General features: G+C 66.3%; 22 protein-coding genes. 12 read left to right on the plus strand and 10 right to left on the minus strand.

Features of this window, described 5'->3' with window-relative positions; all coding sequences use genetic code 11:
* The first annotated feature begins 4 nt into the window (after positions 1-4).
* From FFS68_RS05975 to FFS68_RS05990, 4 genes are all read left to right on the plus strand, one after another.
* Entirely contained in the window at positions 5-1,051 is a 1,047-nt protein-coding gene (locus tag FFS68_RS05975; protein ID WP_137752278.1) for a retroviral-like aspartic protease family protein, read from the plus strand.
* Between the two features lie 40 nt (positions 1,052-1,091).
* Positions 1,092-1,805: a ligase-associated DNA damage response endonuclease PdeM gene (gene pdeM / locus FFS68_RS05980; RefSeq protein WP_137752279.1), complete on the plus strand. Its 714-nt coding sequence runs from the start codon at positions 1,092-1,094 to the stop codon at positions 1,803-1,805.
* Positions 1,806-1,965: 160 nt separating this feature from the next.
* Complete coding sequence (locus FFS68_RS05985) at positions 1,966-4,740, plus strand: TonB-dependent receptor (RefSeq protein WP_171003757.1); 2,775 nt, start codon at positions 1,966-1,968, stop codon at positions 4,738-4,740.
* 251 nt (positions 4,741-4,991) lie between these two features.
* A complete protein-coding gene (locus FFS68_RS05990) occupies positions 4,992-7,799 on the plus strand; it encodes a TonB-dependent receptor (protein WP_137752280.1) in 2,808 nt (935 codons plus the stop codon).
* A 280-nt stretch (positions 7,800-8,079) separates the two neighbouring features.
* Here the strand turns inward: FFS68_RS05990 and holA are convergent, their stop codons facing one another.
* Genes holA through FFS68_RS06010 form a run of 4 tightly spaced genes read right to left on the minus strand, consistent with a single transcriptional unit; the run spans position 8,080 to position 12,727 of the window.
* On the minus strand, positions 8,080-9,111 hold the full coding sequence (holA, locus tag FFS68_RS05995; protein ID WP_137752281.1) for a DNA polymerase III subunit delta: 1,032 nt from the start codon (positions 9,109-9,111) through the stop codon (positions 8,080-8,082).
* Positions 9,112-9,117: 6 nt separating this feature from the next.
* A complete protein-coding gene (gene lptE / locus FFS68_RS06000; protein WP_137752282.1) occupies positions 9,118-9,669 on the minus strand; it encodes an LPS assembly lipoprotein LptE in 552 nt (183 codons plus the stop codon).
* Positions 9,669-12,218: a leucine--tRNA ligase gene (leuS, locus tag FFS68_RS06005; protein WP_137752283.1), complete on the minus strand. Its 2,550-nt coding sequence runs from the start codon at positions 12,216-12,218 to the stop codon at positions 9,669-9,671. The genes lptE and leuS overlap by 1 nt, the downstream gene beginning before the upstream one ends.
* A gap of 47 nt (positions 12,219-12,265) precedes the next feature.
* Positions 12,266-12,727: a DUF3576 domain-containing protein gene (locus tag FFS68_RS06010; RefSeq protein ID WP_171003758.1), complete on the minus strand. Its 462-nt coding sequence runs from the start codon at positions 12,725-12,727 to the stop codon at positions 12,266-12,268.
* Positions 12,728-13,094: 367 nt separating this feature from the next.
* Between FFS68_RS06010 and FFS68_RS06015 the strand changes: the two genes are divergently transcribed.
* Positions 13,095-13,721 (plus strand): hypothetical protein, encoded by a 627-nt coding sequence (locus FFS68_RS06015; RefSeq protein WP_249340037.1) that lies wholly within the window; start codon positions 13,095-13,097, stop codon positions 13,719-13,721.
* Here the strand turns inward: FFS68_RS06015 and FFS68_RS06020 are convergent.
* Entirely contained in the window at positions 13,694-14,311 is a 618-nt protein-coding gene (locus FFS68_RS06020) for a thiamine phosphate synthase (protein ID WP_137752285.1), read from the minus strand. The two genes, FFS68_RS06015 and FFS68_RS06020, sit on opposite strands and share 28 nt — an antisense overlap.
* A gap of 56 nt (positions 14,312-14,367) precedes the next feature.
* Here FFS68_RS06020 and FFS68_RS06025 point away from each other — a divergent pair, with 56 nt between their 5' ends.
* Positions 14,368-15,030 carry a YggS family pyridoxal phosphate-dependent enzyme gene (locus FFS68_RS06025; protein ID WP_137752286.1) on the plus strand — a complete coding sequence of 221 codons (663 nt, stop codon included), beginning with the start codon at positions 14,368-14,370 and terminating at the stop codon, positions 15,028-15,030.
* 425 nt (positions 15,031-15,455) lie between these two features.
* On the opposite strand, the gene FFS68_RS18105 is transcribed toward FFS68_RS06025, so the two are convergent.
* On the minus strand, positions 15,456-15,623 hold the full coding sequence (locus FFS68_RS18105) for a hypothetical protein (protein ID WP_249340038.1): 168 nt from the start codon (positions 15,621-15,623) through the stop codon (positions 15,456-15,458).
* A gap of 104 nt (positions 15,624-15,727) precedes the next feature.
* Positions 15,728-16,240, minus strand: coding sequence for a DUF4402 domain-containing protein (locus tag FFS68_RS06035; RefSeq protein ID WP_249340039.1), 513 nt, complete (start codon positions 16,238-16,240; stop codon positions 15,728-15,730).
* A 95-nt stretch (positions 16,241-16,335) separates the two neighbouring features.
* Between FFS68_RS06035 and FFS68_RS06040 the strand changes: the two genes are divergently transcribed.
* The 5 genes from FFS68_RS06040 (at position 16,336) to FFS68_RS06060 (ending at position 21,962) form a co-directional block, all read left to right on the plus strand.
* On the plus strand, positions 16,336-17,406 hold the full coding sequence (locus tag FFS68_RS06040; RefSeq protein WP_137752289.1) for a type III polyketide synthase: 1,071 nt from the start codon (positions 16,336-16,338) through the stop codon (positions 17,404-17,406).
* Positions 17,403-18,116, plus strand: a complete 714-nt coding sequence (locus FFS68_RS06045) for a methyltransferase domain-containing protein (RefSeq protein ID WP_249340040.1) — start codon at positions 17,403-17,405, stop codon at positions 18,114-18,116. Before FFS68_RS06040 ends, FFS68_RS06045 begins: the two co-directional genes overlap by 4 nt.
* Positions 18,113-19,210: an FAD-dependent monooxygenase gene (locus tag FFS68_RS06050; RefSeq protein WP_137752290.1), complete on the plus strand. Its 1,098-nt coding sequence runs from the start codon at positions 18,113-18,115 to the stop codon at positions 19,208-19,210. Before FFS68_RS06045 ends, FFS68_RS06050 begins: the two co-directional genes overlap by 4 nt.
* Positions 19,211-19,304: 94 nt before the next feature.
* Positions 19,305-19,712 (plus strand): peptide-methionine (R)-S-oxide reductase MsrB, encoded by a 408-nt coding sequence (msrB, locus tag FFS68_RS06055; RefSeq protein ID WP_137752291.1) that lies wholly within the window; start codon positions 19,305-19,307, stop codon positions 19,710-19,712.
* Positions 19,713-19,853: 141 nt separating this feature from the next.
* Positions 19,854-21,962, plus strand: coding sequence for a PBP1A family penicillin-binding protein (locus FFS68_RS06060; protein WP_249340041.1), 2,109 nt, complete (start codon positions 19,854-19,856; stop codon positions 21,960-21,962).
* Between the two features lie 114 nt (positions 21,963-22,076).
* Here the strand turns inward: FFS68_RS06060 and FFS68_RS06065 are convergent, their stop codons facing one another.
* The 3 genes from FFS68_RS06065 to FFS68_RS06075 are packed head-to-tail and all read right to left on the minus strand — an operon-like array spanning position 22,077 to position 23,876.
* Positions 22,077-22,808 (minus strand): M48 family metallopeptidase, encoded by a 732-nt coding sequence (locus FFS68_RS06065; RefSeq protein ID WP_249340042.1) that lies wholly within the window; start codon positions 22,806-22,808, stop codon positions 22,077-22,079.
* Positions 22,789-23,232 (minus strand): YcgN family cysteine cluster protein, encoded by a 444-nt coding sequence (locus FFS68_RS06070; RefSeq protein WP_137752293.1) that lies wholly within the window; start codon positions 23,230-23,232, stop codon positions 22,789-22,791. The genes FFS68_RS06065 and FFS68_RS06070 overlap by 20 nt, the downstream gene beginning before the upstream one ends.
* The gene (locus FFS68_RS06075) at positions 23,232-23,876 is read right to left on the minus strand and encodes an SCO family protein (RefSeq protein ID WP_137752294.1); all 645 of its coding nucleotides are present in this window, start codon (positions 23,874-23,876) and stop codon (positions 23,232-23,234) included. The genes FFS68_RS06070 and FFS68_RS06075 overlap by 1 nt, the downstream gene beginning before the upstream one ends.
* Before the next feature lie 86 nt (positions 23,877-23,962).
* Between FFS68_RS06075 and FFS68_RS06080 the strand changes: the two genes are divergently transcribed.
* Positions 23,963-24,583 carry an ankyrin repeat domain-containing protein gene (locus tag FFS68_RS06080; RefSeq protein ID WP_137752295.1) on the plus strand — a complete coding sequence of 207 codons (621 nt, stop codon included), beginning with the start codon at positions 23,963-23,965 and terminating at the stop codon, positions 24,581-24,583.
* Positions 24,584-24,615: the final 32 nt, after the last annotated feature.

Consider the following 24,615-nt stretch of genomic DNA (forward strand, 5'->3'; position numbering starts at 1 on the left):
CGCGATGACCCACCTTTTCAGGCGGTCGATGTTCTGGACGGCACTGCTCGCCGCGCCGGTGCTGATCGGCGCCAGCCAAACGCCGCCTGCGCCGCCCGTCGTCGCGATTCCGGCCGCGCCCGACCCGATCGACGACGTCGTCGAACCCGGCATGGCCAGCGAGATCGTGCCGTTCATCCAGCCCTTCGACCTTGATGCGACGCGGCGAATGTCGGTGAAGGTCATGGTCGGCGGCAAAGGGCCGTTCGCCTTTCTGGTCGACACCGGCGCCGAACGGACGGTGATTGCGCGCGAACTTGCCGCGCGGCTCGGCCTGATCGAGGGCGCGAAGCTGCGGCTGGCGACGATCGGCGGATCGGCGACGGTGCCCAGTTTCCGCGTCGCCGCACTGCGAATGTCGAACCTGCACCTCGCCGCGGTCGATGCCCCGGCGTTTCACGGCCGCCACATCGGCGCTGCCGGGTTGATCGGCGTCGATATGCTCGAGGACCGCCGGGTGCTGATCGATTTTCGCAAGGAAACGATGCAGATTCTGGAAACGCGCCGCCGTGCGCCTTCGCTGATCAAAGACGATGACGCGATCGTCGTCACCGCCCGCAATTCGGCGGGGCGCCTGATCCTGTCCGATGCGCGGTTGAACGGCAAACGCATCGACGTGATCGTCGATACCGGCGCTCAGACCAGCGTCGGTAATCTGGCACTGCAGAAAATGGTCGCTGATCGCCGCGCCAATCGCTTCCCCTTCATTGCCACCGAGCTCAGCGCGGTGACCGGCGAGGCCGTGCCAGCCTTGCGCACCGCGATCAAACGGATCGTCATCAACGGCATGGACGTCAACGACCTGCCGGTCAGTTTTGCCGACAGCCAGGCGTTCCGCGCCCTGGGGCTCAATGAACGGCCCGCGCTGCTGCTCGGCATGGACAGCCTGTCGCTGTTCGACCGGGTCGAGATCGATTTCCCGAACCGGCGCGTCGTGTTCGACCTGCCCGACGCAGCAGGCCGCCAGACCCGGCAACGCATGGCATTGAATATCATCGCCAACGGCGGATAGCGCGCTTGCCGGTCGCGGGCCGCGGCGTCATAGCGACACGATGACCGCCGCCACCGCTTTCGATTTTGGTGGCCATCGCTTTGTCGCGCTGGCCGACCGGGCGCTTTATTGGCCGCGGCACGGCGCGTTGATCGTTGCCGACCTGCATCTGGAAAAGGCCAGCTGGTATGCGGCGCTCGGCCAGCCGCTGCCGCCTTATGACAGTCACGACACGCTCGACCGGCTGGCGCGGCTGGCAACCGAAACCGGCGCGCGCGCCATCTGGTGCCTGGGCGACAGTTTTCACGACCGCGATGCCGCCAGCCGCATCGTTCCCGCCGCCGCCCAGCGGCTGCGTGCCCAGGCCGCCGCGACGAAGCTGTTGTGGATCGCCGGCAATCACGACGGGCTCAGCGGCCGCGCGTGGGGCGGCGAGGTCGCCGACGAGTTGCTGATCGACGGCATCATCTTGCGCCACCAAAGCGATCCGCACGAACGGCGTCCCGAAATGTCGGGGCATTTCCACCCCAAGTTGCGGCTGACGGTGCGCGGACGCAGCGTCGCCCGCGCCTGCTTTGCGGCCGATGATCAGCGCCTGATTCTGCCCGCTTTTGGCAGCTTGACCGGCGGTCTGGACGTCAGCGATCGGGCGATCGCGGTCAATTTTCGGGATCATTATCGTGCGATGCTGGTCGCGCAGGGCAAGTTAATTTCTTTTCCGTACCGCAATGGGCAGGAAAATGACGCTACGGCAAGCGGCATAGCCACCGGTTGACCGTCGTCGCGGCGTCCCGCGGCCCCGTTTCTCGCCTGTGGCGCAAAAGCCTCACCCATCCAAAGAATCGCGAAAATGCAGGGCTCTGGCTGGATTGGCGGCGCGTTTCGGTTATGAATTGCCGCCTAAAAATAATGAAATTGAGAGAGGAGTGCCCGACATGAAATCATCTTCCCTTTGTGCTGCCCGCTTCATGCGCACCAGCGCGCTCGGCGTTTCGCTGGCGATTGCCGTCGTTGCCGCGCCCGCCTTTGCCCAGGATGCGGCGACCGACGAAGTCGTCGACGACAGCGACAACACCCCGATCATCGTCACCGCGCAGGGCCGCTCGCAGCTCCTGTCCGACGTGCCGGTCGCGATCTCGGCGGTGAACGCCGAAACGCTGCAGAACAGCGGCGCAAACGACATTCGCCAGCTGAACCAGGTGGCGCCGTCGCTGCTCGTCTCGTCGACCGGATCGGAAGCCAATGGTTCGGCGCGTATCCGCGGCATCGGTACCGTCGGCGACAACCCCGGCCTCGAAAGCTCGGTCCCGGTGTTTATCGACGGCGTCTATCGCTCGCGTTCGGGCATCGGCCTTAACGAGCTGGGCGAAATCGACCGCGTCGAAGTGCAGCGCGGACCCCAGGGCACGCTCGGCGGCCGCAACTCGTCGGCGGGTCTGATCAGCATCTATTCGAAAAAGCCCGAGTTCGATTTCGGCGCCAATGGCGAAATCACCTATGGCAATTATGATTTCCTGCGCTTTACCGGCAGCGTGACCGGCCCGATCAGCGAAACGATCGCGGCGCGCCTCGACGGGGTCTATGTCCAGCGCGACGGATTCTATCGCGACACGACGAACAACACCGACGTCAACGACCGCGACCGCTATTTTCTGCGCGGCCAGATCCTGTTCGAACCGACCGACGCGCTGTCGATCCGGCTGATCGCCGACTACACCTATCGCAGCGAAAAATGCTGCGCCGCGACCTATGTCGATAACAGCGTCAATCCGTTCATCGGCAACCTCAACAACCCGTCGACCCCGCTGGCGCCGTTGCAGACCACCGGCAACAACATCATCAACGTCCTGCGCGATCTGGGCCAGCCGTTGTCGGCGTTCAACCAGGGCTATGGCCGCGCGATCTCGGTCAGCCCGGGGCGCAGTTTTGAAGGCCAGACCAAGGATTACGGCTTTTCGGGCCAGATCGATTATGATTTTGGCGGCGCGACGCTGACCTCGATCACCGCGTACCGCCAATATCGGTCGGGCCAGGCGTCGGACACCGACTATGGCGCCGTCGACATCCTCTACCGTGCGCCGAGCGACGACGCCTATCGCCAGTTCCACACCTTTACGCAGGAGCTGCGCCTGCAGGGCGAAGCGTTCGACGGCACGCTCGACTGGCTGATCGGCGGCTTCTACGCCAACGAAAAGCTGACCGTCCGCGACAATCTGCGCTTTGGCCGCCAATATGGCCGGTTTGCAAATTGCCGGATCATTTCGGGCGGTGGGCTGGCCGGTCTCTATTCACCGACCAATCCCTCGTGCGTGGTGCCGGGTGTCGGGCCAGCGACCATCGCCGGGGCGAGCGGACCGATCTCTGGGGCCGATATCGTCGCCGCTTTCACCGCGCTCGATGGCCTTAACGATCGCGGCACGACCAACGACCGCTATTTCCAGAACGGCACCAACTGGGCGCTGTTCACCCACAACATCGTCCACATTACCGACCAGCTCGATCTGACGCTGGGGCTGCGTTACACGAACGACAAGAAAAAGTTCGACGCAACCTTCGGCAATGACAACAATGTCTGCACGACGGTGCAGGGTCTCGTCCTCGATGATGCCACCAACCCGTTGACCACCGCGACCGCCCGCGCACTTGCGGGCGCCCTGATTGGCCTCAGCTGCCAGGGCAATTCGACCGCCGAGCTGAACGGCGTGTCGATCAACGACGAGCGGAGCGAGGATGAATGGACCGGCACCGCAATCCTGTCGTACAAGCCGGTCGACGACCTGCTGCTCTACGCCAGCTTTGCGCGCGGTTATAAAGCGGGCGGCTTCAACCTCGATCGTTCGGCGCTCAAATCGCCGATCGTGCCGTTCGGCGGACAGGCTGGCGCACAGGCGCTGGTCGGCAATCTGCAGTTCGACCCCGAGTTGGTCGACAGCTATGAACTCGGCGCCAAATATTCGACCGGTCCGTTCAGCCTCAGCGTGTCGGCGTTCCGCTCGGATTTCAGCAATTTCCAGCTGAACACCTTCAACGGCACCGTGTTTCTGGTCCAGACGATCAACGGCTGCGACAATCTGGTCGGTGGGCCGAATGCCGATACCGACCTGAGCAACACGACCGGAACCTGCGCCCGCGACGACGTCACCTATGGCGTCCGCACTCAGGGGTTCGAGCTGGAGGCGCAGCTGGCCCCGGCGCGCAATTTCCGCATGGCCGCCGGCCTGACCTATGCCCGCACCAAATATCGCGGCGACCTGGTCGGCAACAAGAGCGGCTCGGCGCTCGACTCGGCGCTGCGCAAGCTGCCCGGCAACAACCTGTCGAACGCCCCCGAACTGGTCGCCACCGGCAGCGTGACCTGGACCCCCGACATCGGCAGCAGCGGGCTGACCGGCCTGGTCTATATCGATGGACGCATGACCAGCGATTACAACACCGGCTCCGACCTGTTCCCGCAAAAGGCGCAGGATGGCTATGCGCTGTTCAACGCCCGTCTTGGCATCCGCGGCCCCGACGAGAAATGGGGCGTCGAGCTGTGGGCGCAGAATATCTTCAACAAAAACTACGCCCAGGTCGCGTTCAACTCGCCGTTCCAGGCGGGGACGACGTCGGCACCGTTCGTCGACCCGCAATATCCGGGCGGCCGCCAGATCTTTTCGCAGTTCCTGGCCGAACCGCGGACCTATGGCGTGACGCTGCGCGGCAAATTCTGATCGCACATCGTCTTTGGCGACATGGAGGGCGGGGCCGTTGGTCCCGCCCTCTTTTTTTGCCCGAAGCGCCCAGGCGCAAGCCAAGTCGTCCGATGAGGCAGCTGTGGCACAAAAGCCGCGGTTGGCGAGCAATGACGCAGCGTCAGCGGCTGGCGCTAGCCTGCACCCGCAATGTCGTGATACGCTCGCGATCAAAGATAATATCGTGCCGCTCTCCCACAAAAAATGACCGTGTGTGGAGGGCCATCATCATGAAAATCAAGTTCAGCCGTACCGCCTGCCTGCTGCGTACCAGCGCCGCCGGCCTGTCGCTTTCGTTCGCCATGCTGTCGGTGCCTGCCATCGCGCAGGATGCCGGGGCGGAGGCGAATGACGAAACGATCATCGTCACCGCCACCCGGCGCAGCGAAGCCCTGTCCGATGTGCCGATCGCGGTATCCGCGGTCACCGGCGAAACCCTCGAAAAGACGGGTGCGACCGACGTCCGCGCGCTGGGCCAGGTGGCGCCGTCGTTGCTGGTATCGGGGGCGACCAGCGAGGTCAATTTCTCGGCGCGCATCCGCGGCATCGGCACGGTCGGGGAAAACCCCGGACTGGAATCGTCGGTCGGCCTGTTCATCGACGGGGTGTATCGCAGCCGCACCGGGGTCGGCCTGTCCGAGCTCGGCGATATCGAACGCGTCGAAGTGCTGCGCGGGCCGCAGGGCACCTTGTTCGGCCGCAACTCGACCGCCGGGTTGATCAACATCGTCACCAAAGGCCCAGAGCTTGGCGCGTTCGGCGCCAAGGGGTCGATCAGCTATGGCAATTATGATTATTGGCGCGTCGACGGCATGGTCAACGCCCCGCTGGGCGACAAGGCCGCGGTGCGGGTCGACGGGGTGTGGCAACAGCGCGACGGCTTTATCGACAATGCGACGGCTGGCGAACCCGACATCAACGACCGCGACCGCTGGCTGGCGCGCGCGCAATTTCTGCTCGAACCGAGCGACAGCCTCAAGCTCCGCCTGATTGCCGATTACAGCGAGCGCGACGAAAATTGTTGCGGCGGCGTCCTGCTCAATCCGGTCCGCAACCTGACCCGCGGTGCCGACGGTTTTCCGGTCGCGTCGGCGAACACGCTGCTGCCGGTGTTGCAGGCGCTCGGCGCCAACCATCAGGTGCCGCCCACGGGCACCAACTTCGTGCGCCGCCAATCGACGACGCCGGGGGTGACCTATCGTTCGGATACCAAGGATTGGGGGGTGTCGGGCGAAATCGGTTGGGAGCTGGGCGGCGCGTCATTGACCGCGATCACCGCCTATCGCGATTACAAAAATGCCCAGGGCCAGGACGCCGACTTCAGCGCCCTCGACGTGCTGCGCCGCACCGACCTCGACCGCCGTTTCCGCCTGTTCACGCAGGAACTGCGGCTGCAGGGTGAGGCGTTCGACGGGCGGCTCGACTGGCTGGTGGGCGGCTATTATGCGAACGAAAAACTCAATGTCGACGACGACATCGTCTACGGCAACAATTACGAGCAATTCGCCAACTGCCTGTTGTTCGCCAGCGCGCTGCCGACCGCGGTTCTGCCGTCGAACCCGCAATGCGTCAACGTGCCGGTGGTCCAGGGGACAATCACCGCGCTGTCGGGATTGCCCGTCGGCGACCCGCGCCGCGCGTCGATCCCGCTGCTGTCGGCCCTGATCGCCAATCCCGCGCGCCCCGGCTTTGGGTCGCTCGCCGCCGCGCTCGGCCAGCCGACGCTGGCGATCAACGGCACCGGCAACCAGGGATCGACCTTTGCCCAGAAAAGCCGCAACTTTGCGGTCTTCACCCACAATAGTTTCGACATCATCGAGGATGCGCTGACCCTGACCGTCGGCGCGCGCTATACCAGCGAGCGCAAGACGCTGGATGCCGACGCCAATTTCAACAATGCGATCTGCCCGCTGGTGGTCAATTCGCCGTTCCAGTCGCTCGCGACCCTGCCCTGCGTGATCAATGGCACCGCGCCCGATCTGCCGCGCGGCAGTGCCGGGACCAAATTCAAGGACAACGAATGGACCGGCACCGCGGTGCTCAGCTGGAAACCGACCCCCGACGTGCTCGTCTATGGCTCGGTGTCAAAGGGGTATAAGGCCGGCGGGTTCAACCTCGACTTCTCGGCGCTCGACCGCACCTGCAACGCCACCTTCGACACCGCCTGCGCAGCGCGGCTGGCGCTGCCCGCGAACACCGGCGGCAACGGCCGCCCCGAGGCGAGCGACCTGCAATTCGTCAGCGAAAAGGTCGATGCCTATGAACTGGGGGTCAAATATGACGGCCCCGGCTTCGATCTCAACGTCGCTGCCTTTTTTCAGGAATATAGCAATTACCAGCTCAACACCTTCAACGGGGTCAATTTCGAGGTTACCAATATCCAGGCATGCAAGGACGATCTGAACGGCGCCGATAGCGACGGATCGGGAACGACGGGCGCCTGCGCGTCGAACCGGCTGAAGCCCGGGGTGCGATCAAAGGGGATCGAGATCGAGGCGTTCCTGCGCCCGGCGCGCTATCTGTCGGTGAACATGGGGCTGACCTATGTCGACACCCTCTATCGCCGCAACCTGGTCGGCACCGGCGGCCGGCCGCTGTCGCCGGTGCTGTTCCAGCTGCCCGGCCGCGGGGTGTCGAACGCGCCGCGCTATGTCGCGACCGCGGGGGTCAGCTGGACTCCGCCGATCGGGGGTTCGGGGATGAGCGCGCTCGTCTATTTCGACACCCGCCTGCAAAGCGACACCAACACCGGATCGGACCTCGATGTCGAAAAGATCCAGGATGGTTTTGCAATCTTCAACGGACGGCTGGGCCTTTATGGGCCCGATCGCCGCTGGGGCGTCGAGCTGTGGGGCCAGAATCTGTTTAACAAACGCTATTACCAGATCGGCGCCGACATGCCGCTCCAGGGCGGCGGCACCTTCCGCGCCGTCGCGGCCCCGGCATCGAGCGGGCTCAGCGGCACCGCGAACCAGCTGTTCGTCGGCTTTCCCGGCGAACCGCGCACCTATGGCGTGACGCTGCGCGGCCAGTTCTGATCCGACCTCTCCCTCTCCCCCACATGGGGGAGGGCGCGGCGAGGGCCTGTCGCAGCCGGGCACTGTTGCGTCAGGCCCTTTCCTTTGGATGCTCGGTAACTGCGCCTGCTTCGGGTGGGAAGCCGCCCTTCAAACATCGTCATGCTGAACTTGTTTCAGCATCCATGGCCTGACCTCTCATCAAGCGCTGCGCCAAAGGAAACGGCAGGCCATGGATGCTGAAACAAGTTCAGGGTGACGAGATAAGAGGTGTCGGCTTTTGGTCGTCAGCAGCCCGCTGCTACCGCGCGCGCGCCGCCTGATGCGCGATGTCGGTCATCAGCTTGCGGAACAGCACCGCGCCCGGTGTCCCCGACGATTTGAGCGCGCGCTCGCAATCGATGAGGCGGCTCATCAACCGGGCGACGCGCACCGAATCCCAGATCCGTAGCTGCGCCGTCACCGCATCGCGTTCTTTCCAGAAAATCCCGCTGGTTCGCGCCGCGACGACGGTCGCCGGATGTGCCCCGGCATCGACCTCGGCGCGCAGCCGCGCGAGCGCCATGGCGCGGATCGCCAGCGCGCGGATGATACGGATTTCGGCAACCCCCACCGCCGTCGCTTTCGCCAGCATCGCCGGCAGGTCGCGCACCTTGCCGCCCAGCGCGACGTTGATGCACTCGCTGACGTCTTCCTCATGCGTCGCGGCGCCCAGCGCGGCGATGTCGGCGGCGGTGACCTGCCGCTGGCGGTCGGCCGCAGCGTCCAGATAAAGCGCCATTTTTTCGATCTCACGCCGCATCAGCGCCTGGTCGCCCGACACCAGATCGACAAGCAATTGTGCCTCGGCATTGGCCAACCGCAGCCCCTGGTCCTCGGCGGCCGCCATCGCAATGCCGACCAGCGCGCGGCGGTCGGGCTGATAACAGATCGCGGCGACGCCATGGTCGGAGCCCTCGACCAGCTTGATCAATTTCGACTTGGCGGTGATCGATGCGCCGGTGGCGATCACCGGATTGATCGCGGTTTCGGCGGCGAGCAGCGCCTCGACCGCCGCCACGCTGTCGTCGCCGCTGCCGGTGATTTCGAGCCGGATGACCCGGCGCGGCGAAAAGAGCGACATCGAAACGGCTTCGGCGGCCAGCAGCGACGGGTCCTGCGCCATTTGCGCTCCCGACAGGTCGAGCCGTTCGGCATCCTTGCCGGCAAGCGCGACCAGATGGCCCGCGACGGCTTCCATCGTCGCTTCGTCGGGGCCGGTGAGCAGGATGAAGCGGAGCGCGGGATCGAGCCGGGACTGGCGTTCGAGGTCGGCGGGCTTGACCGTCTTCATCGCCGGTTACGGCGTCGGCGCGGGTGTCGCCGGTGGCAGGGCCGATGTCCGGCCGCCGCCGCGATCGGCAAACACCGCGAGCCGCGCGACGATCTGGTCGGAAATCCCCGAGGCGAGCCGTTCGAGCGCCGACGATTCGGCGGCGATCGTCGCATATTCGCTGCCCACGACATCGATCCCGGCGTCCTGGGCCGCGGTCGCGTCGAGCAGCACCTCGCCCGATGCCGCATCGACGAGTTGGTAACGGGCGCGCAACGTGCGGCGTTCGCGCGTCACCGCGTCATCGGCGCGGACCCCGAAACCGGTGATCGAATCCTCGAGCCGGACGTCGAGCCGCAGCCGCTTGCCCGCGCCTTGCCCGCCCTGCGTCGCCTGCAACCGGTCGCGCAGCGCGTTGCGGACGAGCCAGCCACTATGCCCCTCGATCGGGGCGACATCGACGTCGGCCAGCACCTGCGCCACCGCGCCCTGGCTGCCGTTAGCATATAAAGGACGCAGCCCGCAGCCGCCGAGCATCAGCGAAGCGGCAACAAGCGAGGAGGTGAGGAGGGTGCGCATCAGGGAACGATATTCACCAAACGGTCGGGGACCACAATCACCTTCTTCGGCGCCGCCCCGCCGAGCAATTCGGCGATGCGCGGGCGCGCGAGCGCCGCGGCTTCCACCGCGTCTTTGTCGAGGCCTTTGGCGAGCGTCATCGTATCGCGCAGCTTACCCGCCATCTGGATCGCAATTGTCACCTCGTCATCGACGAGCAGTGCCGGATCGGCGGCGGGCCATGCGGCATCGGCGATCATCGCGGTCGTGCGCTGACCTTCGGGAAGCGCGGCCCAGGCCTCTTCGGCCAGATGCGGCATCATCGGTGCGACGAGGCGGATCAGCGTCAGACACGCCTCGGCGCGGGTCGCCGACGGCTTCGCCTTCTCGATCTCGTTCGCGAGCGCATGGATTTTGGCGACTGCCTTGTTGAAGCCGAGCGATTCGATGTCAGCGGCGACCCCCGCGATCGCCTGATGCAGCTTGCGCGCCAAGCCCGCATCCACGGTTCCGTCGCCGAGATTTTCGGTGTCACCGAACAGGCGCCACAACCGCTGGACAAAGCGCCACGCGCCCTCGATCCCCGCTTCGCTCCACGGCAGGTCGCGTTCGGGCGGACTGTCGGAGAGCATGAACCAGCGCGCGGAATCCGCGCCGTACTGGTCGAGGATGGCGTCGGGATCGACGACATTTTTCTTCGACTTCGACATCTTGATGACGCGGCCGATCGCCACCGGCGCGCCGTCGGCGGCCAGCGTCGCGCGATCGGCGCTGCGCTCGATCTCATCGGGCGTGAAGTACAGCGGCGGCAAGCCTTCGCCCTGATCGCGGCTGTACGTCTCGTGCGTCACCATGCCCTGCGTGAACAGGCTGGCGAAGGGTTCGACGATGTCGATCATCCCCATCTTGTGCAGCGCGCGGGTCCAGAAGCGCGCATAGAGCAGGTGCAGGATCGCATGTTCGATGCCGCCGATATACTGATCGACCGGCAGCCAGCGGCGGATCACCTCGGGATCGAACGGCTTGTCGCTGGGCGAGCTGGCGAAGCGCAAGAAATACCACGACGAATCGACGAAGGTGTCGAGCGTGTCGGTTTCGCGCAACGCGTCGCCGCCGCAGGTCGGGCAGGCGACATGTTTCCACGTCGGATGACGGTCGAGCGGATTGCCGGGGACCGAAAAATCGACATCTTCGGGCAGCACGACGGGCAGCTGGCTTTTCGGAACCGGCACCGTGCCGCAGCTGTGGCAATGGATGAACGGGATCGGGGTGCCCCAGTAACGCTGGCGCGACACGCCCCAGTCGCGCAGGCGCCACACCGTGGTCCCCTTGCCCCAACCCTCATGCTCGGCGCGCGCGACGACGGCCGCTTTGGCTTCGTCGATGCTCATGCCATCAAGGAAATGGCTGTTCACCAGCTTGCCGGGGCCGGTGTACGCCTCGGTGCCCGTGAAATGCTGCGCGACCTCGTCGCCATCGGCGATGACGCGGTGGACTTGCAGGCCATATTTATGCGCGAAATCAAGATCGCGCTGGTCGTGCGCCGGGCAGCCAAAAATCGCCCCGGTGCCATAATCCATCAACACATAATTCACGACCCACACCGGCATGTGCCAGTTCGGGTCGAGCGGATGTTCGACCGACAGGCCGGTATCAAAGCCCAGCTTTTCGGCGGTTTCGAGCTGCTCGGCCGAGGTGCCCTGGCGGCGGCATTCGGCGATGAAGGCCGCCAGTTCGGGGGCATCCTTCGCCAGCTGTTCGGCCAGCGGATGGTCGGGAGAAATCGCGGCAAAGCTCGCGCCGAACAGCGTGTCGGGCCGCGTCGTGAAGACATCGAAGCCCGGTGCGCCGCCGGCCATTTTGAAGCTGAATTCCAGCCCCTGCGACTTGCCGATCCAGTTTTCCTGCATCAGCCGCACCTTGTCGGGCCAGCTGTCGAGGCTGCCGAGGCCTTCGAGCAGTTCCTCGGCGAAGTCGGTGATCTTCAAAAACCACTGCGACAATTTCTTCTTTTCGACCAGCGCACCCGAACGCCAGCCGCGGCCGTCGATCACCTGTTCATTGGCGAGCACGGTCATGTCGACCGGATCCCAATTGACGTAGCTGTGCTTGCGCGTCACCAGCCCGGCGGCGAACAGGTCGAGGAACAAGGCTTGTTCCTGGCCATAATAATCGGGCTCGCACGTCGCGAGCTCGCGGTTCCAGTCGATCGCGAGGCCAAGCCGTTTGAGCTGGCCGCGCATCGACGCGATATTGTCGCGGGTCCAGCCGCCGGGATGAACGCCCTTTTCCATCGCGGCATTTTCGGCCGGCATCCCGAAGGCATCCCAGCCCATCGGATGAAGGACGTCATGCCCGGTCATCCGCTTGAAGCGTGCCAGCACATCGCCCATCGCATAGTTGCGGACGTGACCCATGTGGATGCGCCCCGACGGATAGGGGAACATCTCGAGGATATAGGCCTTGGGCTTTTCGCCGCCATCGGTGGTGGCAAAGCTGTTCGCCGCCTCCCACGCCGCTTGCCAGCGAGCATCGGCGGCCAAGGCGCCAAAGCGCGGTTCGCGGGTCATTCGTCGGTTACCCCGTTTGTCTGTCTGGGCGGCGCGGCGCCGCCGGATTAGCCTTCGATGGCGCTACGGCGCAGATCGCGGGCGCGGGTGAGGATGATTTCCTCGAGCTTTTGCACCGTCGCCGCCTGCACCGGCGCATCGACCCAGGCGCCGCCCTGTGCGACCTGGCGCGAGGCGACGACGCGCAGCGCATCGGCACGCAGATCGCGGTCGAGGATCGACACCGTCACCTTCATCCGCTCGCCGGGGTTGCCCGGGTTCGCATACCAGTCGGTGATGATCACCCCGCCCGACGAATCGGCCTGGAGCAACGGCATGAACGACAGCGCGTCGAGCGAGGCGCGCCACAAATAGCTGTTGACGCCGATCGTCGTGACCTGGCTGGCGGCGAGGTCGGCGCGCGGCCGGTCCTTGCCGGCGCAGGCCGAAAGGCCGAGCGCCGCGAGCCCGAGCAGCGTGAACACGACCGGACGGCGACCGCGCTGGGCAAGGACGGAAAGCTGGGACATGCCGATAACACCTTATCTCTTGAGCGCCGCCGCATCACGAAGACCGGACCGCGCAGAACGGAATTGCGAGCGTCTCTATCGCCCTTGCCGCCGCCCCGCAAGCGCGGCAATTTCGGCTTTGCCGCGGTTCAGAGTCTGGTCAGATTTGAGATGCAGTGTGACGATCGCGCAACAATTTCGGTGAAAAGCGGGCCTGGTGCGATAAATCGGTGGGATTCACTGGCAATATCGCCGCCGCAGTCCTATCTCAGGATTCGATTGGGGTTGGAGTCGCAGCAACATGGCGCGGAAATCGCGACATTTTTGGAAGGGAAGTCTCACCGCTTTGGCGGTGGTTTCGCTTGCCTTGCCGCCAGCCCTCGCCGCCATGTCGCGGTCTGACCGCATCCGCGACACCGCTTTATCCGAAACCCTGCTCGGCCAGTTCACCCCGGCATCGGGCGATCCGCGCCTGATCGCACGCTATGCCAAAATGTCGGCGGAACAGCGCCGCAGTTTCAGCTTCACGCCCGCGCTCACCGATGACAGCCGCAAGAACCGCGCGATCACCGTCGTGATTCGCGCCCGCGACGACGCATCGAGCGCCGCGCGGACGTCGGCATTGGCGGCTGGCCGCACCGCACCGATCGCCATTACTCCGGTCGCCTACAATTTGGGTGCCTCGGTCGGGTTCGAGAAATTCGTCACCCCGTCGCTGCCGCGCGGCACCGACCTGCGCAACCTGCCGGTCGCCAAGGCGCCCGAACAGGCCGAAAAGAAATCACGCTTTGCGACGCGCATGCTTAACCGGCCGAGCGATCCGAGCGGCGCGACCGACCGCATCACCACACCCGGCGAAGCCTCCGCCGTCGATGTCGTCAGCAGCTATCGCCTGACCAAGAATATCGATGTCACCGCCGGCGTCCGCTACAAGAGCGACGACCGCGTCGAACCGCTGACCGATACGCGCCGCGACAGCCAGGCGGTCTATGTCGGAACCGCGTTCCGCTTCTGACGCATCCGGCGCTTCACCGCCGCATTTTCCCAAGCATCGATCGCGGCCCACCCGGGTCTGACGTGACGCGTCCGGCGGTTCAGTTCGCGCGCCAGCGCGGGCGTCATTCCGCCAAGCGCGACCGGCTGCGCCCCCGCGAGACGCGCCAGCCGCAACCACGCAGCCGGGCCGAGCGCCGCAGCGCCGAGGTGCGAGCGTGTCGAATGCAGCGGCGAGATGAAAGCGCCGTTGGCCCCTACGCGGCGCGCGCGGCGCGCCTCGCGCGCGTCATGCACCGGCATCGTGACGATCAGGCCCAGCCGGTGCGCCTGCGCGGCGCGGTGGGCGTCATGCTGGCGCAGATGAACACCACCGGCGCCCCAGCGCCCCGCCCTATCGGGCGTCCCGGCGAGCAATATCGTCAAGCCGCGCGCCCGCGCCACCCGCATCAGCCGCCGCAACAGGCGCCAGCGCGCGCCGCGGGTCAGGCTGTCATGCCGCAGGACGATCCCGCTGCCCGGCGGCAGCGTCGCCGCCAACTGGACGACCCCGACCGTCAGCCGTTCGTCGCTGAACAGCCATTGCGGCGGCAGGGGGTGGCGTCGGACCATCGCCCTTCCTATAGGCGCGTCGCGGGCGCAAGCAACGCGCCGGGATAGGACGATCAATGAGCGACGCGGCGGACAGACTGAGCGAAGTGCAGGCCAAGATCGCCGACGCAGCAACGCGCGCGCAGCGGCGCGCCGACGATATCTGCCTGATCGCGGTGTCGAAAACGCATGATGCTGCAGCGATCCGCCCGCTGATCGCGGCGGGCCAGCGCCATTTCGGGGAAAACCGGGTGCAGGAAGCCGCCGCCAAATGGCCCGACCTGCGCGCCGAAACCCCCGACATCAAACTGCACCTGATCGGCCAACTGCAATCGAACAAGGCCGACGAAGCCGTCGCGCTGTTCGACGCGATCCATTCGATCGATCGCTCGTCGCTGGTGCAGGCGCTGGCAAAGGCCTGCGAAAAGACAGGCAAGCAGCCGCAGCTGTTCGTGCAGGTCAATATCGGCGACGAGGAGCAAAAGGGCGGCTGCAACGTCGCCGACCTGCCCGCGCTTTTGGCCGAAGCTAAGGCGACCGGGCTGACGATCGAAGGCCTGATGGCGATCCCCCCCGCCGACATTGAACCCGCGCCCTTCTTCGCGCTGCTCGATGAGCTGGCAGAGCGGAACGGCCTGCCGGGGCGGTCGATGGGGATGAGCGGCGATTATGAGACCGCGGTGATGCTAGGCGCAACGCATGTGCGCGTCGGGACTGCGCTGTTTGGGGTGCGGGGATAAGTGGAACTATCGGCTCCATTGTTGGAACTGCAACCATGACCCTCCGTCGCTCCTTGTCGACTCCAATACCCGAGATATTCTTCGCCGCTGAGCAGATTCTGCAAGCCCTCAAAAAACACGATGCAGGGGATGTGAGCGACGCGGACGCTCTCCTTCGCGCCGCAAACAATGACATCGTTAGAGCTTACACGGAACAAGCATGGGGGAAGGGCGCTACTGCCCGATACGGTTTCTTGAGCATTAGCAAAGCTCCGCCACACTTCCCGCTCTCCGATCGGCCACGACCGCGGATGCCCAATGCCTCTACGCGCGCGATGGTTATAGCCCGCGATGGGTACCATTGCCGCTTTTGCGGTATTCCGGTCATCGACCCGACATTGAGGCGGTTGGTCAGCTCTTGCTACCCGTCAGCAGTGGGTTGGGGATCAACGAATGATAGCCAGCACTCGGCATTCCAATGCATGTGGCTCCAGTTCGACCACATCCTCCCGAATAGTCGGGGCGGCAACAGTCTCCTCGATAACATCGTGATCGCGTGCGCGGCGTGTAACTTCGGTCGGATGGAAGCCACGCTCGAAGAGGCGCGGCTTCATCACCCTCTCCAAGTGGATCCACCAATAGCTTGGGACTACCATGCAGAATGGGACGGACTGGAGAGGTTTCGCGGCAAACTCCGAAGCGCTTCAGCCTCGTCGCTCTATTGATACTCCACCGTCACCGGAATGCGCCCCCGATAATCACCGTCATCGGCGCCCGCGATCTGCAACCGGCCGCCGAAACGAAACTGCAAACGCCCGTCGGGGCCGAGCCGCGGGGCGGCGGACAGGTCGGTGATCAGGTCGGTGACGCGCGCAGTGCGGCCGTGGCCGCCCTCCAGATCGACGCTGGTCGGCAGGATGACGCGCACTTCGGCGCCGGGCGCGCCGCGCACGGTAACAACACCCGTCAGCGCAAAGCCGCCGAGATCGACGACGTCGCCGCGCAGGCGGCGCGTGCCCGAGACCGGATCGACCGCGACCTCGCCGCCCATCGCGCCGACCGCGATGCGGCCCATGTCGAGCCGGGTTTCGACCTCGACGCGCAGCGGCACCTCGGCCTCGCGCGCCGTCGCGCTGGTCGCCCTGTCGGGCGCGCAGAGCAGGCACTGCACTGCCGCCGCGGGGCCACTGGCAAAAGTCAGGACAAAGGCAAGGAAAAGGCGCAGTTTCACCTCTGACCGCATAGCCGCACCATGGTTAACCCCGCGTAAAACGCCCGCACCGCTAATCGCTGGCTAGTTTTGCGCTTTTCGGCCACATGTGCGCGATGATCACACTCGTGCCGTCCCCCCGGCTGAACGCGCTCGCCACCGCCGTGCCGGGCCACGACATCCATCAGGCCTTTATCGATTGGGCGTCCCCGCGACTGACCGACGAGCGCGTCCGCGCCGTCTTTTCGCGGATGACCGCGCGGTCGGGGATTGATCATCGCTGGTCGGTGCTGCCCCCCACAGCGAATGGCGGATCGCCGGTCGCGGCGGGCGGGTTTTACGATGTTCCCGGCCTGCCGCCGACCTCGACGCGGATGCACGCTTATGCCGATCATGCCCCCGAGCTCGCGATGCAGGCGATTGCCGCGCTGGGCGATGCGTTCGATGCGGCGCGGATCACCCATATCGTCGTCGCCAGCTGCACCGGCTTTGTCGCGCCGGGGATCGACCAGATCCTGGCGCGGCGGCTGGGTCTGTCCCCGACCGTCGAGCGGGTACTGATCGGGTTCATGGGTTGTTACGCCGGGGTCACCGCGCTGCGCACCGCGCGGCATATCGTGCGGTCGGAGGCGGGTGCGGTAGTGCTGGTGGTCAGCGTCGAGCTATCGACGCTCCACCTGCAACTCGAAGATGCCCCCGAACCTTTGCTCGCGATGCTCCAGTTCAGCGACGGCGCCGCAGCGGCGATCGTGTCGGCCGATCGAGTCGGATTCGAGCTGGGCGACGGCGCCAGTCTGGCGCTGGAGGATAGCGCCGACCTGATCCGCTGGGACATTGGCGACACCGGCTTTGCGATGCAGCTGTCGGGCGAAGTGCCGGGACGGCTGCGCGACGCGTTGTCCGCCCCGGAGGTACGAAGCCAGTTGTTCGGCGCGGGCGATCCGCCGCCGCTCCTCGCAGTCCATGCCGGGGGGCGTTCGGTGCTCGATGCGGTCGAGCATGCGCTGGCGGTGCCAGCCGAGGCACTGTCCGACAGCCGCGCGGTGCTCGCGCGCTTTGGCAATATGTCGTCGGCGACGATCCTGTTCGTGCTCGCCGACATGATGGCGCGCGGGGCGACGGGCGAGGGGCTCGCGATCGCTTTCGGTCCCGGGCTCGCTGCCGAAGCGATCCGCTTCACGGCATGAACCCCTTCACCAGCCTTCGCGCGCCGATCGACGCCGAAGAGGAGATGGACGCGGTAGAGCTGGCGCCCGCCCGCTATGCCAAGGTGCTTGCCGACCTGTCGCGGATCAACGCGCTGACGCTGGCGGCGCGCTCCACGCTGGGGTTTCTCGACCGCGTCGCCGCGAGCGGGCTGGGGACAAAGCCGTGGCGGATCCTCGATGTCGGCTTTGGCAGCGGCGACATGCTGGCGCGGATCGACCGCTGGGGGACCAAGCGCGGCGTCGCGCTTGATCTGGTCGGGATCGATCTCAACCCGAAAAGCGCGCCGGTCGCCGAAGCCCGCCTGGGCGCGCGGGCGCAGTTGGTCACCGGCGATTACCGCGATCTGGCGGGGCGGGGGTGGGACATCATCCTCTCCAGCTTGGTCACCCATCATATGAGTGCCGCCGAGCGCGACGCATTCCTACGCTTTATGGACGCCGAGGCGGCGCGCGGCTGGCTGGTCAACGACCTCCACCGCCAGCGCCTGCCCTTTGCCGGCTATCCGCTGCTGGCGGCGCTCGCGCTGGTCGATCCGATCGTCCGCCGCGATGGCCAGCTGTCGGTCGGTCGCAGTTTTCGGCGCTCAGAGTGGCAGGCGATGCTGACCAAAGCCTTGCCCGATACCGCGGCGGATACGCGCATCTTTCGCAGCTTTCCCTATCGCCTGTGTGTCGAGCGTATCCGGTGACCGACGCGATCGTCGTCGGCGCCGGGCCCGCCGGGGCCGCCGCAGCGATCGGGCTGGCGCACGCGGGCGCCAAGGTGCTGCTGCTCGAACGGACGCGCGAAACCGGCGATGCGCTGTGCGGGGGGTTCCTGAGCTGGCATTCGCTGGCGCGGCTCGCCGCGCTCGGCATCGACCGCGCGGCGCTGGGCGGCCAGCAGGTCGCGCGGGTGCGGCTGTTCGCCGGGTCGCGCCGCAGCGAGACCCGTCTGCCGCAAGCCGCCATGGGGGTGTCGCGCCGCCGTCTCGATACGGTCTTGCAAGCAGCGGCGGTCGCCGCGGGGGCTGATCTGCAGCGCGGGGTCCACGCGACCACGATCGACGGTGCCGCCGTCCAGACACGCGATGGAACGACGCTCACCGCTCCCGCGCTATTCCTCGCCGCGGGCAAACACGGGTTTCGCGGTTTTCCGCGCGAACCTGCACCCTGGCAGCAGCGCGATCCGGTGATGGGCCTGCGGCTGCGGCTGCCGCATCACCCTGCGCTCGATCGGTTGGTTGGCGACGCCGTCGAGCTTCATCTGTTCGACCGCGGCTATGCCGGGCTGGTGCGGCAGGAGGACGGCAGCGCGAACCTGTGTCTCGCCACCCACAAGTCGCGCCTTGACGACGCGAGCGGCGATCCGGCGGCGCTGCTGCGCACCCTGGGCGCCGCGCATCCGATGCTGGCTGAGCGGCTGGCGTTTGCCGACTGGTCCCAATCGATCGACGCGATCGGCCATGTTCCCTATGGCTGGCGCACCGCCGACACCGCGCCCGGGCTGTTCCGCCTCGGCGATCAGGCGGGAGTGATCCCCAGCCTGGCGGGAGAGGGCATGGGACTGGCGATGGCCAGCGGTCATGCGGCGGTGGCGGCATGGCGCCGCGGCGGCGGTGACGCAGCGCCCGCGTTCCAGCGCACGCTCGCGGCGCGCATGACGCGGCCCTTTGGCATCGCCAGCGCCGTCTGGCGCACCGGCGAAAACCCGCGCACAGCGGGCGGTCTGACTTCGCTGGCGGCGGCCTTTCCATCGCTGGTCCGCTGGGCGTCGCAAGCGACGCGAATCCCGGGCGACTGAACGGCCCGCCCCTTGCGGGACCGCAGGTTCGGTCCGATATTGGGGGCAACCGCGACGCCGCCGACGATCGACCGCAGCCAAGGAGACATCCATCATGACCGACCCGAAACCCGACGCCGCGCTCGACCCGATGGCGCATCATGTGCTGCGCGAGGGCGGCACCGAAAGGGCATTCACCGGCAAATATACCGATCACAAGGGCGACGGCCTGTACCGCTGTGCCGGTTGCGGCGAACCGTTGTTCGACAGCCGCACCAAATATGACAGCGGCTCGGGCTGGCCAAGCTATACCGCGCCCGCCGAAGGCGGCGCGGTCGAGGAACTGACCGACACCAGCCACGGCATGGTCCGCACCGAAGTGCGGTGCGCCAAATGCGAGGGCCATCTCGGCCATGTCTTCCCCGACGGTCCCGGACCGACCGGGCTGCGCTATTGCATCAACAGCGCGGCGCTTGACTTCGAGGGTCGCGCGCCGGATGAGGCGCAGACCGGCGAAGGCTGAACCAGCCCGTCGCCGGGGGGCTGCGATGAAAGGCTGACGCTGACAGGAGCGCGGCGAGGGAAGGAATACACCGCTTTGCGCCGCGAACGAGAGCCGTCATCGTCAGGAAATTCATCATCTTCGGGTAAGCGCGGCGGTGCGGTGCCAACAGGCGAACCGTCGCGCTTTCGCGTCTGGGTGCGGCGAATTTTCCGCTGGGGGCTCGGCCTGGCGCTCGTCGCGCTCGTTGCGCTGGCGGTCGCGGTCGGTATTGCCGTGCAGCGGATGCCGAGCTTTGAGGAGCTCAAGAAATCACCCGCCGGCCAAACGATCCGCGTCCGCGCCGCCGACGGCACCGTCTTCCTGTCGCTTGGCCCCAACTACGGCCGCTGGCTGACCCTGCGCGAAACGCCGCAGGTCATGCAGGACGCGATGGTTGCGGTCGAGGATCGGCGCTTTCGCTATCACCCCGGGCTTGATCCCGTCGGCATGGCGCGCGCCGCGGCGGTCGCGGTGCAGAACCGCGGCAGCGGGCGGCGCCTGCAGGGTGCCTCGACGATCACTCAGCAGCTGGCGCGCAACGTCTTTCTGTCGAACAGCTATGATTTCAAGCGCAAGGCACGCGAGATGATCCTCGCGATGGCGCTCGAATGGAAATTCTCGAAGGACGAGATCCTCGAGCTCTATCTGAACAAGGTCTATTTCGGCGGCGGCAGTTACGGCATCGATGCCGCCACGCGCCGCTTTTTCGGGCATAGTGCGACCGAAATGTCGCTGTCCGAGGCCGCAGTCGTCGCGGGGCTGGTGAAAGCACCGTCGCGCTATTCGCCGACCGCCGATGCGTCCGCCGCGCTGGGCCGCGCCGGGGTGGTGCTGAGCGTGATGGTCGACGCCGGGGTCATCACCCAGAGCCAGGCCGACAGCGCCGAACCCGCCGATGTCCAGCTGGCACAGGAAACCGGCCAGAATAGCGCCCGCTATTTCAGCGACTGGGCGCTGCCGCAGCTCGACATGCTGATCGACGAGGGCGCCGAGGCGCTCGACGTCTATACCACGATCGACCTCAATATGCAGCGCGCGGCCACCGCCGCAATCCAGGCCAACACCCCGCGCGGGGTGCAGGGCGCGCTGGTCTCGCTCGACCGCGACGGCGCGGTGCGCGCGATGGTTGGCGGCACCGATTATGTGACGTCGAACTATAACCGCGCGACGCAGGCGCTGCGCCAGCCGGGATCGGCGTGGAAATTGTTCGTCTATATGGCGGCGCTCGAGGCGGGGTATAAGGTCGACGATCCGGTGGTCGACGAACCGGTGACGATCAACGGCTGGTCGCCGCGCAACTCGTCGGGGCGCTTCGCCGGCACGATGGATCTGCGCAGTGCCTTTGCCTATTCGGTCAACACCGTCGCGGCAAAGCTGGGCGACGAGGTCGGCTTTTCGTCGGTCGCCAATATGGCGCGGCGGTTCGGCATCACCACTCCGGTCAACACCCACCCGTCGATGGTGCTGGGCAGCGCCGAGGTGCGGGTGATCGACATGGCCGCCGCCTTTGCCGCGGTGTCGCGCGGCGGCATTTCGGTCGAGCCTTACGGGATCACCAAGGTGACCACCGCCGACGGCCGCCTACTGTATCAGCGCGCGGCGGAACGCGGCCAGGTGCTGGTCGACAATTGGGTTGCCGCGGGGATCACCGACTTGCTCCAGACCGCAGTCAATACCGGCACCGGGCGCGCGGCGCAGATCGGCCGCCCCGTTGCGGGCAAGACCGGGACGACGTCGAGCAACAAGGACGGTTGGTTCCTGGGCTTTTCCAGCGGGCTGACGACGGGCGTCTGGATGGGCCGCGACGATGCCAAGGCGGTCGGCGGATTGCAGGGCGGCCGCGCCCCGGCGCAGGCCTTTGCCGATTATATGCGCGTCGCGGTCGCGCGGCGTCCGATCGAGGCGTTCGACACCGAAGTCGTGCTACCCGAATGGCAGCTCGAGGACGAAGGCGAAGCCTATATGGGCGAACCCGGCGAAGGCGGGTTGGTCGATGAGAACGGCATGCCGATCGAGCTGCCCTATGACCTGCGACCACCCGAAAGTGCCGACCCCGCCCCGGCGCCCGAGGATGGCCCGGTACTCGACCAGCAATGGATCGAGGAGCAGACCGGGCGGCGTGGACCCGGCGACCCCGGCGCCGCACCCAAAAACGGCGCGGCGCCCAAAGTGCCGCCGCCGGTGACCAAAGCGCCAGCGCAGCGCCCGCCACCGGCTGAGTTCAATTAGAAACTGCTCTGTCCAGATGAACCGTAGACCTGAGCTTGTCGAAGGGCGCCTCACCGAGAAGCGCCCTTCGACAAGTTCAGGTCTACGGCTAGAATCCCGGCGGCTAACAGCTACTCAGGCCGCGAAACGGTAGCGGTGGAGACCGCGCCCTTCGCGGCGCAGCCAGCCGCGCGCCGCAGCGACATCGCCGTCGTGCAGTTCGTCGACCAGCGCATGGAAGGCGGGGCCATGGTCCATATGCTCGAGATGCGCGACCTCGTGCGCCACCGTCGCGCGCCGGACATGGTCGGGCGCCATCACCAGTCGCCAGCTGTAGCGCAGGTCGCCGCCGTGCGTGCAACTGCCCCAGCGGCTGCGCGGATCGCCGACCCCGACGCGCCCGACCGCCAGTCCGGCGCGGGCGGCAATGTCGCGGCTTTCGCGATCGAGCAATGCCAGCGCCTGCGCTTTCAGCCAGCGTTCGACACGGCGTCCGACTGTTTCGGCAGGACCGCCCACGCGTAGCGCGCCCGGTTCGAGTGCAATCGCGCGTGGCGCGGTGGGCGCCCAGTCGATACGGCGATCGATGCCCAGGAACGGCAGCGAGGCGCCGGGTCCGACGATCACTGGCAGCGCCGCCTTGCCCACCTGTTCAGTCAGCCACGCCTGTTGCTCGCTCGCCCATTTCAGCGCGGCGCGGACGTTGGTGCGGCGCGGCACGGTCAGCCGCAGTTGGCCGCGCGCGGCGTCGAACACCAGGCGGTAGCGCCGCGACTGGGCGTGCTGGACGACGCGCACCGGCCACGCCTCGTCGGCGACCCAGATGTGCGGCCCCTCGGCCCGCAGATCAAACCACGCGTTCGACAAGATGATTTTCTAGCGGTCCCGCAACATCCTCGCTGACCGTCCAGCCCGCGATCGACTGACCGGCGCGGTGGACGGCATCGCGATCGCCCGACACCAGATAATGCCATGCCGGCAGCGGCCGATCCTCGGCGCGCAGGCGGTAGGCGCAGCTTTGCGGCAGCCATTCGATGTCGGCAACCTTGGCCTTGGTCAACGTCAGGCAATCGGGGACGTGGCGGCGGCGATGTTTGTAATCGCCGCAGCGCGCGGTGGTGAGATCGAGCAGGCGACACGCAACATTGGTCGGATAAATCCGCCCCGTATCTTCATCCTCGATCTTGTGCAGACAGCATTTGCCGCAACCGTCGCACAAGGCCTCCCACTGGCCGGCGTCGAGGCTGGCGAGCGGCGCTTCCCAAAAGGGGCGGGGCGCCGCGCCCCCCATCACTTGACCCATTTCGCCAGATCGGCGGCGACAGCGGCGGGCGCGCCCTCGTCGGCGTCGGTCGAGGGGTCGTCGAGCGGCAGCAGCGCAAGCGGCTTGCCCGCCGGATCCATCAGAAAGGCAAGCTGGCTGTGCGCCATCAGGTAGCGGTCGGGCGCCGAACCATCGACCTTGTTGAACGTGACGACATAGGCCTTGGCGACCGCGGCAATCTGTTCGGGGGTGCCGGTCAGGCCGAGCAGGCGCGGATGATAGCGCGCCACAAACGGCTTCAGCGCTGCGGGCGTGTCGCGCACCGGATCGACGGTGACGAACAGCGGCGCGATCTTCGCTCCGCGCGCGGGATCGGACTTTTCGAACTGCGCCAGCCCGCGCATCAGCTTTTGCAGGTCGACGGGACAGATGTCGGGGCAGAAGCTGTAGCCGAAATAAACGAGGCGATACTGGCCGGAGAAATCGGTATCGCGGACGGTTTTGCCATTCTGATCGGTGAGCGTGAACGGGCCGCCGATGCGCGCGCCTTCAAGCGGCGGGGTCGCCGGCGGCGCGTCGGCGGCGCTATTGCATCCCGCCAGCATCGCACCCAATGCGACGATGAGGCTTGCACGGACCAGCTTTTGTCCCATATTCGCGATATTCATCATGGGGCCAGCCTTGGTCGGCTAGGCGCCGAAAATCAACCATTGTCGTCGCAGCGTTGCGGCGGTTCTCGCCAAGGGTTACCCAGATCATGTTCCGACGCGCGGAGTTCCGCCTCGCCATCCTCCTCCTCGCCTTTTTTGCGGCGACAGGCCTGCCCCATGGCCCCGCGCAGGCGCAGTTCCGCGGCGGCTATGCCTTTTTGCAGGCGGTCGACGCCCGCGACGGGACCAAAGCAACCGACGCGCTCAAGGATGATGCGACGCTGATCAACACGCGGCATCCCGAATCGGGCGAAACCGCGCTCGCCATCGTTGCCAAGCGCCGCGACGCCACGTGGCTGCGCTTTCTGATCGCCAAAGATGCCGACCCGTCGATTGCCGACCGGCAAGGCATGACCCCCCTGATGCACGCCGCACTGCTTAACTTCACCGACGGCGCGACCGAATTGCTCGACGCCAAGGCGCCGGTGGACCAGACCAACCGCCGCGGCGAAACCGCGCTGATCCTGGCGGTGCAGACCAAGAATGTTGCGATGGTCCGCCTGCTCGTCCGGCGCGGCGCCAATCCCGACAAAGCCGACCATTCCACCGGCATGACGGCGCGCGATTATGCCAAGCGCGACGACCGGACCGGACAGATCGTCACGCTCCTCGACGCCAAGGCCGATGGACCGGGACGCGAACTAGGGCCGAGCTTTGGCCCCAATTGATCGGCGCAATGTGATATCTTGATTGACAATCA

The sequence above is a fragment of the Sphingopyxis sp. L1A2A genome (assembly GCF_005502465.1).
Lineage (GTDB): Bacteria > Pseudomonadota > Alphaproteobacteria > Sphingomonadales > Sphingomonadaceae > Sphingopyxis.